General features: G+C 55.5%; 14 protein-coding genes. 12 read left to right on the plus strand and 2 right to left on the minus strand.

Annotation, left to right across the window (positions count from 1 at the left end; translation table 11 throughout):
• The first annotated feature begins 19 nt into the window (after positions 1-19).
• From AC5O5R_RS20475 to kdsB, 6 genes are read left to right on the plus strand one after another with little or no spacing between them, the layout of a single operon-like run.
• Complete coding sequence (locus tag AC5O5R_RS20475; protein WP_494514697.1) at positions 20-2,170, plus strand: glycosyltransferase; 2,151 nt, start codon at positions 20-22, stop codon at positions 2,168-2,170.
• Positions 2,154-3,119 carry a hypothetical protein gene (locus tag AC5O5R_RS20480; protein WP_494514698.1) on the plus strand — a complete coding sequence of 322 codons (966 nt, stop codon included), beginning with the start codon at positions 2,154-2,156 and terminating at the stop codon, positions 3,117-3,119. Before AC5O5R_RS20475 ends, AC5O5R_RS20480 begins: the two co-directional genes overlap by 17 nt.
• Positions 3,106-3,786: a 6-hydroxymethylpterin diphosphokinase MptE-like protein gene (locus tag AC5O5R_RS20485; protein ID WP_494514699.1), complete on the plus strand. Its 681-nt coding sequence runs from the start codon at positions 3,106-3,108 to the stop codon at positions 3,784-3,786. The genes AC5O5R_RS20480 and AC5O5R_RS20485 overlap by 14 nt, the downstream gene beginning before the upstream one ends.
• Positions 3,783-4,706, plus strand: coding sequence for an FkbM family methyltransferase (locus AC5O5R_RS20490; RefSeq protein WP_494514700.1), 924 nt, complete (start codon positions 3,783-3,785; stop codon positions 4,704-4,706). The genes AC5O5R_RS20485 and AC5O5R_RS20490 overlap by 4 nt, the downstream gene beginning before the upstream one ends.
• 15 nt (positions 4,707-4,721) lie before the next feature.
• The gene (kdsA, locus tag AC5O5R_RS20495; RefSeq protein ID WP_494514701.1) at positions 4,722-5,564 is read left to right on the plus strand and encodes a 3-deoxy-8-phosphooctulonate synthase; all 843 of its coding nucleotides are present in this window, start codon (positions 4,722-4,724) and stop codon (positions 5,562-5,564) included.
• Between the two features lie 29 nt (positions 5,565-5,593).
• Complete coding sequence (kdsB, locus tag AC5O5R_RS20500) at positions 5,594-6,880, plus strand: 3-deoxy-manno-octulosonate cytidylyltransferase (protein WP_494514702.1); 1,287 nt, start codon at positions 5,594-5,596, stop codon at positions 6,878-6,880.
• A 69-nt stretch (positions 6,881-6,949) separates the two neighbouring features.
• Here the strand turns inward: kdsB and AC5O5R_RS20505 are convergent, their stop codons facing one another.
• Both AC5O5R_RS20505 and AC5O5R_RS20510 read right to left on the minus strand, forming a co-directional pair.
• Entirely contained in the window at positions 6,950-7,720 is a 771-nt protein-coding gene (locus AC5O5R_RS20505) for a hypothetical protein (protein WP_494514703.1), read from the minus strand.
• A gap of 245 nt (positions 7,721-7,965) precedes the next feature.
• A complete protein-coding gene (locus AC5O5R_RS20510; protein WP_494514704.1) occupies positions 7,966-8,898 on the minus strand; it encodes a KpsF/GutQ family sugar-phosphate isomerase in 933 nt (310 codons plus the stop codon).
• 487 nt (positions 8,899-9,385) lie between these two features.
• On the opposite strand from AC5O5R_RS20510, the gene AC5O5R_RS20515 reads away from it, so the two are divergent.
• The 6 genes from AC5O5R_RS20515 to AC5O5R_RS20540 all read left to right on the plus strand — a co-directional run bounded on the left by AC5O5R_RS20515 (position 9,386) and on the right by AC5O5R_RS20540 (position 16,912).
• Positions 9,386-10,444, plus strand: a complete 1,059-nt coding sequence (locus tag AC5O5R_RS20515) for a phosphotransferase family protein (protein ID WP_494514705.1) — start codon at positions 9,386-9,388, stop codon at positions 10,442-10,444.
• A 270-nt stretch (positions 10,445-10,714) separates the two neighbouring features.
• Positions 10,715-12,736: a capsule polysaccharide biogenesis protein gene (locus AC5O5R_RS20520; protein WP_494514706.1), complete on the plus strand. Its 2,022-nt coding sequence runs from the start codon at positions 10,715-10,717 to the stop codon at positions 12,734-12,736.
• Positions 12,676-13,995: a capsule polysaccharide biogenesis protein gene (locus AC5O5R_RS20525; protein WP_494514707.1), complete on the plus strand. Its 1,320-nt coding sequence runs from the start codon at positions 12,676-12,678 to the stop codon at positions 13,993-13,995. The genes AC5O5R_RS20520 and AC5O5R_RS20525 overlap by 61 nt, the downstream gene beginning before the upstream one ends.
• Positions 13,992-14,768 carry an SDR family NAD(P)-dependent oxidoreductase gene (locus tag AC5O5R_RS20530; RefSeq protein WP_494514708.1) on the plus strand — a complete coding sequence of 259 codons (777 nt, stop codon included), beginning with the start codon at positions 13,992-13,994 and terminating at the stop codon, positions 14,766-14,768. The genes AC5O5R_RS20525 and AC5O5R_RS20530 overlap by 4 nt, the downstream gene beginning before the upstream one ends.
• Before the next feature lie 7 nt (positions 14,769-14,775).
• The gene (locus tag AC5O5R_RS20535) at positions 14,776-16,341 is read left to right on the plus strand and encodes an LTA synthase family protein (protein ID WP_494515476.1); all 1,566 of its coding nucleotides are present in this window, start codon (positions 14,776-14,778) and stop codon (positions 16,339-16,341) included.
• Positions 16,342-16,345: 4 nt separating this feature from the next.
• The gene (locus AC5O5R_RS20540; RefSeq protein ID WP_494511506.1) at positions 16,346-16,912 is read left to right on the plus strand and encodes a GNAT family N-acetyltransferase; all 567 of its coding nucleotides are present in this window, start codon (positions 16,346-16,348) and stop codon (positions 16,910-16,912) included.
• Positions 16,913-16,935: the final 23 nt, after the last annotated feature.

Here is a 16,935-nt window from a genome sequence, read left to right on the forward strand (position 1 = left end):
CGCTCTCAGGAAGCGATGCATGGGCACTGCGATGAATGGAATCTACATATTAGTTGACCCGTTCAACCGAACAGACAGTGGTGTTACAACCTACACTCGCTATGCATCTCAGCAATTAGCAACGCTTGGCGTGGCCGTCAAGGTTATAGAAAAGGGTCTCGAGGAGACGTTAGAGGATTTTCGCGTTCGCTTGCGACATGAAGTAGAGCAAACTCCAAACATTATATGTGTTGAAGCGCCTGAATCGCTAAGCAGCACGCGCCTGATAGACAAAAACATCCCGATCCACATTAGACTCCATTGTTCTAGGAGCTTGGGCGCTGTTGTCCAGGGCTTACCCTTTAGCAAAGAAGAAGTGAATTTCGAGAAAATCGAAATTGAACGTTCGAAATTTCTAAGCTCTCCATCTTGGGCGTCATTCATCGCCAGCAAAGAACTATTCAAGTTCAAGAAAATACCTAATATTTTCCCAAACCCTGCTGCTGCAGATGCCAAACCACAGTTACCCCCTAAAAAATATGACGTCACGTTCGTAGGGCGCTATCAAAAGCTCAAAGGTACGTCGGTTTTGGAGCAACTTGCGATAAGTCATCCAAACCTAAATTTTGCTGTTGTATGCCCGCCGATCAGCGAGGCATCAGCGATTGGGAACATGACGTTTCTGGATGGCGCATCAATGGGCAAGGACGAGATCTACGCACTATCGACAGTAGTGATTATCCCGAGCCTTTTCGAAACCTCGTCAATGGTTGCTATCGAAGCGCTGACTCACGGTTGCCACGTGGTACTTTGGCAACACTTAGGGGTGGTGGAATATTTTTCTGGCCTAGCGGAGCTCATGCCCATTGAACCAGGAAATATACAAAAATTTTCAGAAGCCATTTCAAAAAGTCACACACTGCAGAGGTCGGTCCAAAACTGCAACTTGACGACCTCAATAAACCAAGCGTTCAAAGATGGTCTAATTAAAACACTCCAAGGGGGAATGAAGGTTTCTCTGACCACCAGACCCGAAAAGCACATAGAAAAACATTTGAAAACTCTGGTCAAAAACCAACTAAAAAATATTATGAAGAAAAAACAGTCCCCCTTTGTTAAAAAAACAAAGAAGTTATTTCTGCATCCCATCGACTTCTTTCGCGACTCAACGGAAGCGAAATATATCAGAAGGAAGCTTCAGGACCGCCGCTTGAAGCAACTAGCGAACCTCAAAGTTGAATTCAAAGACCACCCCATAATCGCAGAGAAACCTGCGGCTCCCGTGACCGTCATAGTGAAATCCCCTACAGTGAAAGCCATAGTGGACAGCGCCCAACCGAAGCAAAAAAAGGCAATTTTGGAAAATTACATCACCTCTATAAGCGATGAGGGTCGTATTGAGTTCAAAGTACGCCCTGCCAAACCCAAGGGATATGGGACAGCATTTCTTCACCAGAGCAATGTCGACCCCGAGCTGGTTCTATCCATTCTCGATAAGCTGAACACGTATGATGATTTCAAATATGTGAATACGGAAAGGATGCAGCTGGGTTCCTTTGATATCGCCGAGGATCAATCTCCGCTTTCTATCATCAACCGTATTGATGCGAAGAACAAAGGCAACCTGGCAGAAATAAATTTCTTGATCATGCTGGACGCACCGGCAAATCTGTGCTATGCCTTGAGATATTCAGGCACCGATCAACGAATCATTCTTATCAAGACCGAAGCGGATCTGGTTGTTGATCCTGAAGCAGTCGATGTTCTTATCACTCTCTTCGCCGAGGATGAAGCACCAAACCTGAGCAGACTGATAACACTTGAGTCGGTTGACGACATACCAGTGGCGATTCGACGGGCGCTGCAAGAAGGCTTTCCTCGAAAAAAGGACATGCTGCTTCCAGTTTTAATTAGCGAAGATGCGCAATTTGATAGATCAGAATTTTTCAATTTCGATCATCGTTATTATCAAGGGATTATGAAAATTCGTCCGGTTGACCATACCGGATCGACTAACATGATCGATATTTACGAAGGTTTGGCAGAGTCGACCGTTGGGTTTGCATTATTGGAATCGGTTTATATGAGGTATCGCTCACAGTGCGAGGCTGTAGAACAAGGTGGTTCGCCTCTCAACCTCATTAAAGCCTGCTTGAAAGATGGAGTGATGATTGATGTCCAAGAAGTATAAGATAGTTCATATCTCTCAGACACCGCTAGTAGCTGCGCCCGCAAAGATTGCGCTCGCCCAGCGCCTGATCGGACATGACTCCATCGCTATTGCGTTGAATGACTACCCCAACAATGGACCACTATTCCAAAAGTTCATCGAAGATTATATTGTTGAAACCGAATTCACCAAGCCGCTTATTGATGCTGCTATTCGTGAAGCGGATATCATCCAAATCCACAACGACTTACCACCTGCTTGGGCAGAACGTCTGATTCACGCAAACCAAGCAGCAAAATATTTTTATCAAGTCCACTCTCCACTGAGAGAAGGGCCGCTCTATGTGCCTCGTCAGAATGACATTAATCTGCCATTCTTGGCTAATTTTGTGGTGGGTCAGTTCCAGCCGAGAATCCACAACAATCATATCTTTGTTCCAAACATCATCCACGACACGCCGATGGCGAGCATCAGGCAGAAAGGTGAGAAGCTTCGAGTTATTTTCAGCCCGACTCACCTCAGGCCAGGACGTTGGAACAATAAATATGTTGCAGAGCTCGAAACAGCGATGAACTCACTTGTCAGCCTCGGAAAAATCGAAGCCGTAGTACCTGACAAACCTGTCTCACCCAAAGTTTTGATGGCCGTCCGTAAGACGTGCCACGTTTCTATTGATGAGATCGCCACCGGAGGCTTCCACCAGGTATCGGTTGAAGGCCTAGCCGCTGGCAACGTCACAATCAATAGGGCCGACTACTTCTGTAAGGCAGTATTTTCGACTTTCGCCGAGGGCAATAAGCCTCCGTTCCTCTATGCCACAGGTGAGTCGATCGCCGAGACGCTTCACGAATTAGCAAACGACTGGAAGAAGACCGCTGAACTTCAAGAAGCAAGCTTGGACTATTTCAAGTCCCACTTGACCCCGGAAAAAATGGCTAGAGTTTTCGACAACGCTTATGAAAATTTTTAAATCTATTTCGTCCCTTAAAAACCGAGAAAAAGGCAAACGCGCATTTATCTTGGCAAACGGCCCTTCTATTCTTTCAGAAGACCTTTCCCTTCTGAAGGGGGAGGTAACCATTGGAATGAATGCATCAACCATGCTGGAAGAGCAGCACGGGTTCACCACGGATTATTACGTACTGTCGGACAAGCGCTTTCTAACGCATCCTGAAAAAAGCCATTTCGGAACTACCGATCTCGATCCGAAGACCATCCGAATTCTTCGAGAAGAGCTTCGCGAGGTTGATGATAAGACGCTTCCGAACAAAAGCTACTATGTCCCCGCTCTTCAACGGGACGGCTTCTCCCGAGATATTCGTGCCGGCTACTTTTTTGGTTGCACCACTACTATGTTAGCCATTCAGTTCGCATACTATTTGGGAATCACAGACATCTACCTGCTGGGCTGCGACCTCAAATATTCCGCCGAGTCGCCCCGTTTTTATAAAGAAAGCAACCCGCAACTAGAAGATAGCTTCACTAGCATTCAAATATGGAACATTGCAAACGCCAACGAAGTCATGAATAAAGAGGGCAAAAGAATAGTCAACTGCAGCAAAGGCTCTTTCTTGCGCCCGTACCTGGATCATGCGGAATTCTCTTCTCTGTTCGGAAAGCGAGTGGTAGCCGCATGAAGTTCATGGAGAATAAGAACGAAGCTGCGTTGGCACTAAGGAAGCTTTACCAGTTAAAGGCCAACACGAAAATCGACCAAGATCAGTTTGAATTCCTAATGGAAAAGACTTCATACTTTGGATTCATTGATATCGAGATTGATGACGTCTTGTTCTCCATGTTCAGCAACAATGACGACTTTGTTGCTCGCTCGTACTTTTGGAATGGCAAGAACGCATACGAATCGACCAGCCTCCGACTGTGGACTGCCCTCGCCAAGCTGTCCTCGCATGTCATAGACATCGGATCATATACCGGGGTCTACTCATTGGCGGCGGCAAAAAGCAACCCTAAATCCAAAGTCTTTGCGATAGAAGCCTTGGACCGCGTTTACTCTCGCCTGCTCGCAAACAAGCGCGCTAACGGGGCGTCCAATCTCAATTGCTTCAATATGGCTATCACTGATGGAAGCCCAGAAGTAGAGCTATTTATTTATTCCGGTGAGGACATACTCGTTTCAGGCTCGACGACTGTCTCAGAAGTAACGGACCGCGCCCCCGTAGAGAGCAGGGTGGTACGAGCCACCAGCCTTGACAAGTTTGTTCAGGACAATAACATTCCTCGAGTTGAGCTGCTGAAAATTGATGCGGAAGGTGCTGAACATCTCATTCTTGAGAGCGCTCAATATATTATCGGCAAGTCGAAACCCAATATCATCTGCGAGCTGCTGCCCACCTCTTTGACTGACACTATTCACGCGTCACTCGAACCGCACGGCTACAGATACTACAGAATATCGGAGTCATCTCTGATTTTGACTGAGACCCGCACTCCTCCGCCATCAATTGAGCCACCAGATTTCAATATTCTGATGTCCACGATGAGTGCATCAGAACTAGAGAAAGCACTCCCCTTTGTTTCTTTCGAACACCTAGCATAACAAGCGGACCCCCACATGATCCAGATTTCTCAAAATATCAAATGCTCCAACGATAGCCCATTTGTGCTTTTTGGTGGGATTAACGTATTGGAGTCCGAAGATCTCGCTCTGACGGCGTGCGCTGAATATGTACGCGTCACCGAAAAGCTTGGCATTCCATATGTTTTCAAAGCCAGTTTCGACAAGGCCAACCGCTCGTCCATCCACTCCTACCGTGGCCCAGGCATGGAAGAAGGGCTGAGAATCTTTGAGAAGGTAAAATCTGAATTCGGTGTTCCTATCATCACTGACGTTCACGAGATTTACCAGGCTGCCCCTGTTGCTGAAGTTGCTGACATACTTCAGCTCCCTGCTTTCTTGGCCCGCCAGACCGACTTAGTGATGGCTTTGGCAAAGACAGGGAAGCCGGTGAACATAAAGAAACCACAGTTCTTGAGCCCATCACAGATGCAGAACATCGTGCATAAGTTCAAGGAAGCAGGCAATGATCAATTGATTCTCTGCGATCGAGGCTCATGCATGGGCTACGACAACTTGGTGGTCGACATGCTTGGATTTGGTGTGATGAAGCGAACCTGTGACAATCTGCCAATCATTTTTGACGTCACCCATGCACTGCAGAACCGCGACCCGTCAGGTGCCGCATCGGGTGGTCGACGCGATCAAGTGGTAGACCTTGCTCGAGCGGGCATGGCAGTGGGCTTGGCTGGGCTCTTCCTGGAGGCTCATCCTAACCCCGACCAAGCCAAATGTGACGGACCAAGTGCCCTACCGCTCGACAAGCTGGAGCCATTCCTGCTGCAGATTAAAGCTCTTGATGATCTCGTTAAATCGTTCTCTCCGCTGAAAATCTCGTAAGCAGATCCTAGTTACCAAGGATTGTGAACATGCCAAGTTCTGAACAACGGGTCGTGATCGTTATCCCTGCCCGGTATGGCTCGACCCGCTTGCCAGGTAAGCCGCTAGCCGACATTGCAGGTAAACCCATGATACAGCACGTTTACGAGCGTGCTCTTGAGGTTGCCAACGCAAACGATGTAGTCATCGCTACCGACGATGAACGCGTCGCAGAAGCGGTACGCGCCTTCGGCGGAAAGTATGTCATGACATCGCCAGATCATCCTTCTGGCACCGATCGACTAGCAGAAGTCATGCGTGTAATTGATGCCGACATATACATCAATCTTCAAGGGGATGAACCGCTGGTTCGTCCGGCTGATATTGAATCGTTAGTCACAGGTATGCTTGCTGACACGGAAGTGAGCGTTGGTACTCTTTGCCATCCTATCGACGGAGAAGAGGCTCGCAACCCCAACACCGTGAAGGTAGTACTCGCCACTAACGGTAACGCATTGTATTTCAGCCGCTCCCCAATCCCGTACCCCCGTGATAACGAAGCGGCTTCATACTTGAAGCACGTTGGTGTCTATGGGTACCGCCGTGAGGTAGTTGCAAAGTATTCTGCTTTGCCTCAGCCGATGATGGAGCATGCCGAGAAATTAGAGCAGCTTCGCCTCATGGCTGCCGGTTATTGCATCCGCGCATACCTTGTCCAGCCAACAGGGCCAGGCGTCGACACCCCAGAGTGCCTGGAGCAGGTACGAGCGCTTATCACTGGCCACCAACCGACGCCTTCAGTGACACTCAAGGATATCCGGCTAGTGATCACAGATGTAGATGGTGTTTTAACAGATGGCGGAATTTACTACGACGCTACAGGGGAATGCATCAAGCGATTCCATGTCCGCGACGGCTTGGGAATGCGTCTGCTAGAGGAGAACGGGGTCAGAGTTGCAGTATTGTCGGGTCGTGACTCAGGCACGCTACGCAAGCGTGTGTCTGACCTGGGTATAGAACTCTGCCAATTCGGCGTCAAAGATAAGCATAGCGCCTGCAAGCAATTGATGGACGAAGCAGGCGTTACATCAGCGCAAACCGCATGCATCGGCGATGACAGCATTGATTTACCAGCATTTTCAGCATGTGCAATGTCTTTTGCTGTAGCAGATGCTCCCATTTACGTGAAAGCAGCAGCGACTCAAACGCTACTTGCCAGCGGTGGGACGGGAGCATTCCGTGAACTTGCAGATGCCATTCTTTGCGCCCAAGGCAAAGATAGCGTACTCAGCACAGCGACAGGCTATGCCAAAGTAATGAGCACCATGGCTCAGTGACCCAACTGCATGAGGGAGAGTAATTGTACTTTCCCTCGTGCCCAAGACTAAGCCGAGATGAGGATCTACCTAGCTCGCCGAACGAACCTTGCCCCAGAAATCGATGATATCGAATAATCGATATTTGTTGATGGTGGTTTCACTATGTCCACCACCAGTGAACTCACGGCTGTAGCATATTTTCAGATCCGTGAGGGAGCCAATCAATTTATTAACGGCAGACACATCTGCAGGATAGTCCCCGTGCTCAATGTGTATCTTAGGCTTGACATCAAAGCGATACACGAAATCATTTAAATCAACCCAAGTGTCTCCTATCTCCCGAATTTGTCTCTCCCAGTTCTGCATGGAGTGACGACGGGTACTTGCATAGTCGATCTGAGGATTGATGGAAACCACTCCCGCGACACCAAGACTGAATCCGAAATAAAGCGCAGCGTACCCTCCCATGGAGGAGCCAATCATATAAGCATCAGAGGCTTTAAGCCCGCGAGCCTCTAGCTGCTCATTAATAAACTTAATATGCCTAATATACATAGAGGAAGTACTATCCCCTAAGTAATAATGCTGAGAATCGTCTTTGAAGATTATGTACAAATCCTCACAACCTTCCGAGTGCCGCTCAAAAAACCATGACCAACGCTCATACTTACCAGGATTCATGCTCGAAAACGAAATTACTGCTCGTTTTGGATTAGCCCCAGACATCACCAAAGCTTCAACACCATTTTTTTGAATTTCATATTTTGAAATATCAACTTTGGATAAGGCTGCCTGCGACTGAGCCAAATCTGCCTGCTTTATATTCGTATTATCTGGCGACTCAACGGCATTCATCATGTGTCATCTCTATAAAGATCAACTTAAAACAGCACTGCTAAAGCGGATCTCAGCACCCTTATTGCGCCCACCACTTCACTCCTCTCGAATATAGATCATTATTCGAGGGTGGAAAAGCAGGGAGTGGAAATCAGTGCGATGTAATGCCGCGAAAGCCAGCATTTTCGGGGGTAAAAATGCTAGAGCAGCGCACTGGTACGTACGCTGCCAAACGAAGACAAACCGACCATAAGGTCCTAGACCGGTCAGTCGAAAATCTCGACAACCCCCACAACAGCGCCTTCAGCATCAGTAACAGCCAGCGCCCGAATCTTGTTATCCAGCATGTAGGCCTCAGCCTCCGATAGCTGGGAATCCTCGCGAATGGTATGAGGGCTAGCGGTCATGAAGTGATCAACCGTGGCCTGAATAATGCTCTCATCTTCCAGCAGCGCTCGGCGTAGGTCACCGTCGGTTACGATGCCGACCAATTTGTCATTGTCCATTACCACGGTCATACCCAAACGGCTACGAGTCATGACCAGCAAGCAATCATGGAAGCTAGTAGACGGCGCAACGACAGGCGCCGGTGAGTGCATGACATCACAAACGCGAGTCAGCAGCTTGCGACCCAGGCTGCCCCCGGGGTGATAGCGAGCAAAGTCCATCGGCTTAAACTGGATCGCTTCAATCAGCGCTACCGCAAGGGCATCGCCCATGGCCATGGTCGCCAACGTCGAAGTGGTCGGTGCCAGGTTGTTTGGGCAGACTTCGCGATCAACCGAAATGTCGAGCCAGATATCGGCATGCTTGGCTAGGGTGGACTTGCCGTTCCCTGTCATGGCAATGATCTTGTTACCGAACGATTTGAGGCTCGGGATCAGCTTAATCAGCTCCTCGGTCTCGCCGCTGTAGCTGATGAGAATCAGCACATCGATCGGCTTGAGCATGCCGAGGTCGCCGTGGAAGGCTTCCGCTGGATGCAGGAAGAAACTTGGGGTGCCTGTAGAGGCGAAAGTGGCGACCATCTTCTGACCGATCAGCCCGGATTTGCCCATGCCACAGACCACGGTGCGGCCTTGGCAACCGAGGATCAGTTCAACGGCGCTCTGGAACTCGCCGTCCAGGCGATCGGCCAGTTGAGTAACGGCTTGAGCCTGGGCGATAAGGGCTTCTTTAGCGATGCTGAGGTGATTCATTTTCGTCCCTGACGACAGCTGAATATATGCGAAGGGGCGAATGTTAAGGTTTTTACAACGGGAAGCAAAGTACGAACACCTCAGCGTCTAAGCTATCTGACTGTCGGAGGCTATGGCTGACTGTGAATAGGACCTGATGTGGCGCCTAATGATGGCCTAACGACATCAGCGCCTGACCTCTTCTTCCTTCGTCGCCCCCAAATCCCGCCATCAACGGTCACCTGGCAAGACAGACCTGATAGCTGAACACGCTTATATGATCAGTGTGATCTGCGCCTTTCAAGCGCATGTATTGGTGGTAGCACTGCCCGCTCGTACGGACCATGACCGAACATTTATGCCTCCTGGAGGCCCTATAGCAAAGGGAACGCACCCTGCTCTCCTCTTCCAAATCAATGGTTTGTTGCAACTTTTCGTTGTGAACTGGCCTCTCATACATCAGCATACCCCCTTCACAGCTTCAAAACGGACGTATGGCGATGCCAACATGGATGTTATGAATCCTCCAACACGCGGGCAGGTAGCCAAGAAAACGCTTTACCGCTGGCAAAGCGCCTCGCTCGAAAGCCATCTTCTTGCCCTAACGCCTGAATGGAGTGGAAAAAAGCTCGACATCACGACCGAGGTTCTCGGCGCAAATGCTTCTTTTGTGAATTACGTACGCCTCCATCGCCTGCAGGACCCGTGCACGGGACAACCTGTAGAAGTCGTGGAAAAGTCAATTCGTAAGGTGGCATTTATAGGCAGCCAGGAAGCTCGATTTCACCGGGCCGCGAGCATGCTGACAGGGAGTACGAAATTTCACTATCCGGCCTGCCTTGGCGTTATTGAAACTCCGTGGGAGAGCTTGGTCTTCACCGAGTTTGTGCGCGGGAAGCCACCACGCATGCACAAAATAGGCAAGCAGCTAGCACTAGGCATCGCCGAGCTTGAGACGCTAAGCCATGACTATTTGCAAGCACAGCCACTTGGAAAAGCGCCACTGCTATGGAGCATGGACTTCTTCAGGCCTTGGTTCCTTCTGCGGCCACGCTTCAATTTTTCACGTTGCTTACCCGCATTGGCACAGCTTGCGCTCGAAGACGAGCGGTTTGCCGGCCTTGCAGAGCGCTTCAAAGCCTTTCTGCCGCTGACTCAAAAAATGGAAAGCGAAGCACGCCTTAGCCCTCGCTGCATTAGCCACATGGATTACCTCCAAAAAAACTTGTTCATCGACAATGGGCAGTTGCACCTGATTGACTGGAGCGAGGTTAAGATCGGTCGGATTGGCTTTGACGGTGGCGCCTATTTGGGAAGCCTGTTCAGGCGTAAAGATATGAAGGTGTTCCTTGCGGCGCAGGCGGATTTCATAGATGCCTACAGGAATTCGCTACCCGAGATCTTTGACATTCGGCAGGCATTGCGAAACCTGCGCTACGTCTTCCTGCTCACTGCATTGTTCCATTGCCTGCGCCCAGAAACGATCGCGGAATATCGAGAGCGTGATCGCATGGCCTTGTTGCAGGAAAAATACGGATACTTGCTGGGTTTGCTGAATGAGTCATAGCCTCGACTAAGCATGCTGGGGAGCCAAGAAATTCGCGGGCACGCCTCTATCGCGCCTCACTTGGTTCAGGAGAATGTGCTCGCATTAGATATCATTTTGATGCCATAGGTCATCAATTGCACAGATCGTCTAATTTCTTTTCAGGATTTTTCCCCAACGGCGCGCCTACAAATCTGATTTTGTATTAAGATTCGCCCTCTCCCAACCCCACGGACCCGCAGAGCACACCGCGCCTGCCGCCCTTTGCTGAATGGATGCCGCTTCACGTTTATGGACGACGCTTCGCCCCGCCCTCGCCTGCTGGTCCTGTCCAAAGGAGCCCAGCGCATCAGTACGTTGCCTGCATTGCTGCCCGAATTCGCGCTGCAAAACGGTGCCGTGCGCGATGTAGCGCTTGCTGACTGGGTAATGGCCTGGGGCCGCAAGCCCAGCGCGATCAAGGCGATGGCCGAGGCGCACAAGGCCGGCAAGCCCGTACTCACGCTGGAAGACGGCTTCATCCGCTCAGTAGGCCTGGGTGCTGACGAACCGCCCCTGTCGCTAATCGTCGATGACGTAGGTGTGTACTACGACGCCACCCAGCCATCTCGCCTCGAACAACTGATCGCCACGCCCCTCGACGCCGAACAGACCGCACGCGCCCTGGCGCTGCGCACCCTGTGGCAGCAGCAGCGGGTCTCCAAATACAACGACGCACGCATCGAGCTGCCAGCCCTGCCGGCGGACTGCGTGCTGGTGGCCGACCAGACCTGTGGCGATGCCTCGCTGCAGGGCGCGGGGGCAGACGAATTCCGGGCGATGCTGGATGCGGCGTTGGCGCGCTACCCGCACAGCACCGTCGTGCTCAAGGTGCACCCTGACGTGGTGGCCGGGCGCAAGACCGGGCACTTCGACCTGGCAGCGCTGGCCAGCAACCCGCGTGTACAGGTGCTGGCACGCAATATCCACCCGGCCGATTTGTTGCCACACATGCGCGCTGTGTTCGTCATGACGTCGCAACTGGGCTTCGACGCCTTGCTCTGGGATGTGCCAGTGCACACCTGGGGCATGCCGTTCTATGCCGGCTGGGGGCTGACCGATGACCGCTTGCCGGCGCCTGCGCGGCGCACGCCTGTGCCGTTGGCGCAGCTGGTGCATGCCAGCCTGGTGGCTTACCCGCGCTATGTGTGCCCGGAGCGGAGCCAACCGTGCACGCCAGAGGTGCTGATCAACTGGCTTGGCCTGCAGCGCCGCCACCGCAGCGTGCTGCCGAGCGCGGTGCAGATGCTGGGCTTCAGCCGCTGGAAAGAGCCGCTGGCCAACCTGTTTTTCAATGGCGCGGCCATCCGCTTCGTCAAGCCCGAACAGCCGCTGACGCATGATGTACCGGTGGTGTCCTGGGGCTGCAAGCACGACACCGACCTTACTGCGCACCCGCTGCCGGTCAACCGGGTAGAAGACGGCTTTCTGCGTTCGGTAGGGCTGGGCGCGGGCAAGGCGCGACCGTTGTCGTGGGTGGTCGATGACCTGGGTATCTACTACGACGCCACGCGGCCTTCGCGCCTTGAGCGCATTCTGGCCGATGAGCCGTTCACCCCGCAGTTGCTGGCCCGCGCGAATGCCCTGCGCGTGGCTATCTGTGCTGCGGGGCTGACCAAGTACAACTTGCCGGGGGCCAGCTGGCAGCGCCCGGCGCAGGCGCAGCGGGTGATCCTGGTGCCTGGCCAGGTGGAAGGCGATGCGTCCATCCGCTTTGGCGGCAACCGTATCCGCAGCAACCTGCAACTGCTGCGTGCCGTGCGTGAGCAGAACCCTGAGGCGTGGGTGTTGTACAAGCCCCACCCCGAGGTGCTGGCCGGCACGCGTGCGCCGGGTGATGACGAAGCGCAGACCGTGCACTGGTGCGACGAAGTGATCGGCGATACGCCCCTGCAGCAGTTGCTGGAGGTGGTGGACGAGGTGCATGTGCTGACCTCGCAGTCGGGCTTCGAGGCGCTGTTGCGCGGGGTACCGGTGACCACCTATGGCCAGCCGTTCTACGCCGGCTGGGGGCTGACGCGCGACCTGGACCTGCAAGCCCACGTGCAGGCGCGGCGCAGCCGGCAACTGACGCTGGACCAGCTGGTGGCCGGCACGTTGCTGCTCTACCCCACCTACGTAAGCCTGGTGACCAACCGCTTCACCACTGCCGAACAGACCTTATACGAACTACAAAATTGGCACGCCTTACCGCAGCCTGGAGCTTCATCCCGATGGCAGGACTTGAAACGACGCTTGAGCAGTTTGTTGGGCATGAAGCGCCCGACGAACTGATTGCGAGGGCGACGCGTGGTCCTTTGCTGCGTATCCCCACCCATAATTTTCTGTTGCTGCAGGGTGTCAGTTCACCCTTTTTCAGCCGCCTTGCCAAAGGGCTGCGCGATATCGGCCAACGGGTGCACAGCGTGCGCTTCAATGTCGGTGACGCCCTCTATGGCCCCGGTGGCGCGCGGCTGACCTGCCCGCACCGTGCCGAAGACACGGAGGCCTGGTATTCCCAGGTGTTCCGCCAGCTGGACATCACCGACCTGGTGCTGTTCGGCGACTGCCGCCCGGTGCACCGCCCGGCAGTGGCGTTGGCGCGGTTGTCGGGCATTCGCGTGCATGTGTTCGAAGAAGGCTACTTCCGGCCCTACTGGGTGACCCTGGAGCGCGACGGGGTGAACAACAACTCGCGCCTGCCGCGTGATCCGCAGTGGTACCGCGACGTGGGCAAGCACATTCCGCGCTATCAGAACGGCAACCCGTTCAAGCTGTCGTTCACCGCCCGCGCCACGCACGATGTGCTGTACCACGCCGGTGGCGCGCTGAATCGGCTGTGCTTTCCGCGCTACCGCACCCATGCGCCGTTCAACGCGGCCACCGAGTACGCCGGTTTCATTCGCCAGGGCGTGCGCCTGTTGCGCGCCCGGGTGCATGACGACGCGCTGGTAGCCGAGGTCGCGCGGGAGCGCCACCCCACATTCCTGCTGCCCTTGCAACTGGACAGCGATGCGCAGATCCGCGACCACTCGCCGTTCCAGAACATGACCCAAGTGATCGAGCATGTGATCGATTCGTTCTCGCTCAACGCGCCGTTCGATGCGCGCCTGTTGGTGAAGAACCACCCACTGACGCCGGGGCTGATCAACTACCGCAAGGTCACCGAGCAGCTGGCGCGCAAATATGATGTGGCCGAGCGCGTCGATTTCATGGAAAGCGGGCACATGCCCACGCTGCTTTCGCACATCACCGGCATGATCACCGTCAACAGCACCGCCGGTGCTTCGGCATTGCTGCACCACCGCCCGACCTGCACACTGGCCGATCCGATCTACGCCATGCCGGGGCTTACGCACCAGGGCGGGCTTGACGATTTCTGGCAGCAGCCCGAGGCGCCCGACAACACCTTGTTCCAACGTTTTCGCAACACGGTCATCCACACCACCCAGGTCAACGGCGGCTTCTACACCGGCTGCGGCATGGACATGGCAGTGACCAACTGCCTGGAAGTCCTGATGGCGAAAACCTCAAGAATCGAAAAATACCTATGAGTTCGCACGCTTCACCTCGCTGCATCCTCATCACCGGCGCCACCGGCGGCATCGGTGGCGCGCTGGCGCCGGCCTACGCGGCCCCGGGCGTGACCCTGATCCTGCAAGGCCGGCGCCAGGACCGCCTGGACGAAATGGCCGAGCAGTGCCGCGCCCTGGGGGCGCTGGTGTGGCTGGAGGCCCTTGACGTGCGCGACCTGGACGCGCTGCGGGCGATGGTGCGGCGCGTCAGCGACGCCCATCAGCCCGACCTGGTGCTGGTGGGGGCCGGGCTTAATACGGCGGTGGGCGCCAATGGCGAGCCGGAGGCCTGGGACGACAGCCGGGCGCTGATGGAAGTGAACGTGATGGCCGCGCTGGCCACCGTCGAGGCCGCGCTGCCGGCCATGCGCAGCCGTGGCCATGGGCAGATCGCGCTGTTCAGCTCGCTGGCGGGCTGGCGTGGGTTGCCGGTAACGCCAACCTACAGCGCCAGCAAGGCGGCGATCCGCGTGTATGGCGAGGCCATTCGTGACTGGCTGGCGCCGGAAGGGGTGAAGGTGAATGTGATTGTGCCGGGCTATGTGGAGTCGAAGATGTGCTTCGAAATGCCTGGGCCTAAACCTTTTCTGTGGACGGCCGAAAAAGCGGCCAGGCGGATCAAGCGCGGGCTGGCGGCGAACCAGGCGCGTATCAGCTTTCCGTTTCCGCTCAACCTGGGCACCTGGCTGCTGGGGCTTATCCCGCAGTGGCTTTCTTCGATGATCCTGCGTGGGTTGAAGTACAGTGATTGATGTTTCCTTGTTGCCGGTTGCCCTGGGTGGCCTGGCGCTGACCGTTGGCGTCGAGCGCCTGCTGGTGCCCCGCCCTGCCCTGCGCCGCCCGGCCGACTGCTGGATGCTGCATGCGGGGCTGTGGTGCGTGGGGCTTGGGCTGCTGTATGCGCTGACGGCGCGGCCGTTGTTCAGTGGCGTGAACCTGCTGCTGCTGTGGCTGTTGATCGTGCTGGTGAGCAACTCGAAGTATCACTCGCTGCGCGAGCCGTTTGTGTGTGCAGACTTTGAATATTTCAGCGATGCAGTGAAGTTTCCGCGCTTGTACCTGCCGTTTTTCGGTTTCGGCAAGGCGGCGTTGCTGGCGGTGGGCTTTCTTGTTTACCTGTGGGCGGGGCTGAGCTTCGAGGTGCCGGGTGCGCGGCTTGCGGCGCTGCTGCCGCTGGCGGTGGGGCTGGGGCTGTTGCGTTTGGGCCGTCGGCAGGTGCAGCCGAGCTTTGATGCCGAGCGGGATGTGCGTGCCTGGGGGTTGGCGGCCAGTTTATGGCGGTACTTCTGGGCGGCGCGGGCGCCGGTCGACCGGGCGGGGTTGGGGTCGCCGTTTGCGGGTGAGCCTGTGCCGGCCTCTTCGCCGGCGAAGGCCGCTGCTGCATCGGGCTTTGGCCAGCCCACATCGCTGCCGGACCTGGTCTCGGTACAGAGCGAGTCGTTCTTCGATGTGCGCGACCTGTGGCCGGGCGTGCGCCCGCAGGTGCTCGACCAGTACGACCTGCTGGCCAGCCAGGCGCTGGCCCGGGGCAAGCTGCAGGTCGCGGCCTGGGGCGCTAATACGGTGCGTACCGAGTTCGCCTACCTGACCGGTATCCCCACGGGCCGGCTGGGGGTGCACCGCTTCAACCCGTACCGCGTGCTGGCCCGTCAGGGCCTGCCCAGCATCGCCTCCACGCTCAAGGCGCAGGGTTACCGCACTGTCTGCATTCACCCCTACGATGGCGGCTTTTATGGGCGCAACAAGGTGCTGCCGGCGCTGGGCTTTGACGAGTTTATCGATGTAAAGGCGTTCGACGCTTCGCAAAAGGCCGGGCCGTTCATTGGTGATTGCGCGGTGGCGGAAAAGATTCGCGAACTGCTGCAGGCGCCAGGCCGTACCCAGCCGCTGTTCATCCATGCGGTAACCATGGAAAACCACGGCCCGCTGCACCTGGAAAGCGCGGCCGCGCACGAGCTGCCCGCCTGGTTCGACCGCCCGCTGCAACCGGGCATGCAGGACCTGGGCCCTTATGTGCGGCATATCTGTAATGCCGACCGCATGCTGGGCATGCTGCGCGAAACGCTGATGGCCCGGCCGAACGAGGCGCTGCTGTGCTTCTATGGTGACCATGTGCCGATCTTGCCTGGGGTGTACCAGGCAATCGGCGCACCCGCGGGTGACACCGACTACCTGATCTGGTCCAACCGCCACCAACCGGGCTGCCGTGCCAGTGCACTGGCGGTACAGCAGTTGTCCAGTACCTTGCTCGGCCATGCCTGCACCCATGCCCAGGCGCCTGCACAAGGCCGGCATGCGCCGGCTGCCAGCGCCGGGGTAGCCTGACAAGGTGGTGCACATCGTTCTGGGATCGGACCTGGCGCCGGAGCGTGCCGCAGCCCCTGCCCTGGCCCGCTTGCTGGCCGAGGGGCGGGGCTCGCTGGCGTTTCTGATCGGCGATACGGCGTGCCGTTATCGCCTGCTGGGCGCGGCCATCAACTGGGACCGTGTACTGCTGGCCTTCGACGGCGAGCAGGTGCTGGGCTTTGCCGCGTTCAAACATGGCAAGCGTGGGCCGTTTGCCTTGCGCTGGCGGCCGTTCATTCGGGAGTTCGGCGTGCTGGCTGGCGGGGTGCGCTTTGCCGGCTTTTGCCTGAGCGAGCTGCGTGAATGGCGCTACCCGTTCCTGCTGTACGGGCTGCGGGTGAGCAAGGCTGCCCGCCAGCAAGGCGTGGGGGCGGCGTTGGTGCAGGCGTGCTGTGCGCATGCTGCGGGCCAGGGTTTTACCCAGGTCGAGCTGGAGGTGCCGCTGAACAACCCTCGGGCGCAACGGCTGTACCTGCACAACGGCTTTGCCCCGCGCCGCAAGCGCTGGGTGCCGTTTCCACCGGTGCGCAACATGTGGCGGGCGGTGTAATGCACATTATGGAACAACCAGCT

It is taken from the genome of Pseudomonas sp. 8_5_2 (assembly GCF_059295255.1).

Excerpts from the sequence above, each read along its gene's own strand:
- AC5O5R_RS20475 (WP_494514697.1), top strand. The coding sequence starts at position 20 with ATGGGCACTGCGATGAATGGAATCTACATATTAGTTGACCCGTTCAAC.
- AC5O5R_RS20480 (WP_494514698.1), top strand. The coding sequence starts at position 2,154 with ATGTCCAAGAAGTATAAGATAGTTCATATCTCTCAGACACCGCTAGTA.
- AC5O5R_RS20485 (WP_494514699.1), top strand. The coding sequence starts at position 3,106 with ATGAAAATTTTTAAATCTATTTCGTCCCTTAAAAACCGAGAAAAAGGC.
- AC5O5R_RS20490 (WP_494514700.1), top strand. The coding sequence starts at position 3,783 with ATGAAGTTCATGGAGAATAAGAACGAAGCTGCGTTGGCACTAAGGAAG.
- kdsA (WP_494514701.1), top strand. The coding sequence starts at position 4,722 with ATGATCCAGATTTCTCAAAATATCAAATGCTCCAACGATAGCCCATTT.
- kdsB (WP_494514702.1), top strand. The coding sequence starts at position 5,594 with ATGCCAAGTTCTGAACAACGGGTCGTGATCGTTATCCCTGCCCGGTAT.
- AC5O5R_RS20505 (WP_494514703.1), bottom strand. The coding sequence starts at position 7,720 with ATGATGAATGCCGTTGAGTCGCCAGATAATACGAATATAAAGCAGGCA.
- AC5O5R_RS20510 (WP_494514704.1), bottom strand. The coding sequence starts at position 8,898 with ATGAATCACCTCAGCATCGCTAAAGAAGCCCTTATCGCCCAGGCTCAA.
- AC5O5R_RS20515 (WP_494514705.1), top strand. The coding sequence starts at position 9,386 with ATGGATGTTATGAATCCTCCAACACGCGGGCAGGTAGCCAAGAAAACG.
- AC5O5R_RS20520 (WP_494514706.1), top strand. The coding sequence starts at position 10,715 with ATGGACGACGCTTCGCCCCGCCCTCGCCTGCTGGTCCTGTCCAAAGGA.
- AC5O5R_RS20525 (WP_494514707.1), top strand. The coding sequence starts at position 12,676 with ATGGCAGGACTTGAAACGACGCTTGAGCAGTTTGTTGGGCATGAAGCG.
- AC5O5R_RS20530 (WP_494514708.1), top strand. The coding sequence starts at position 13,992 with ATGAGTTCGCACGCTTCACCTCGCTGCATCCTCATCACCGGCGCCACC.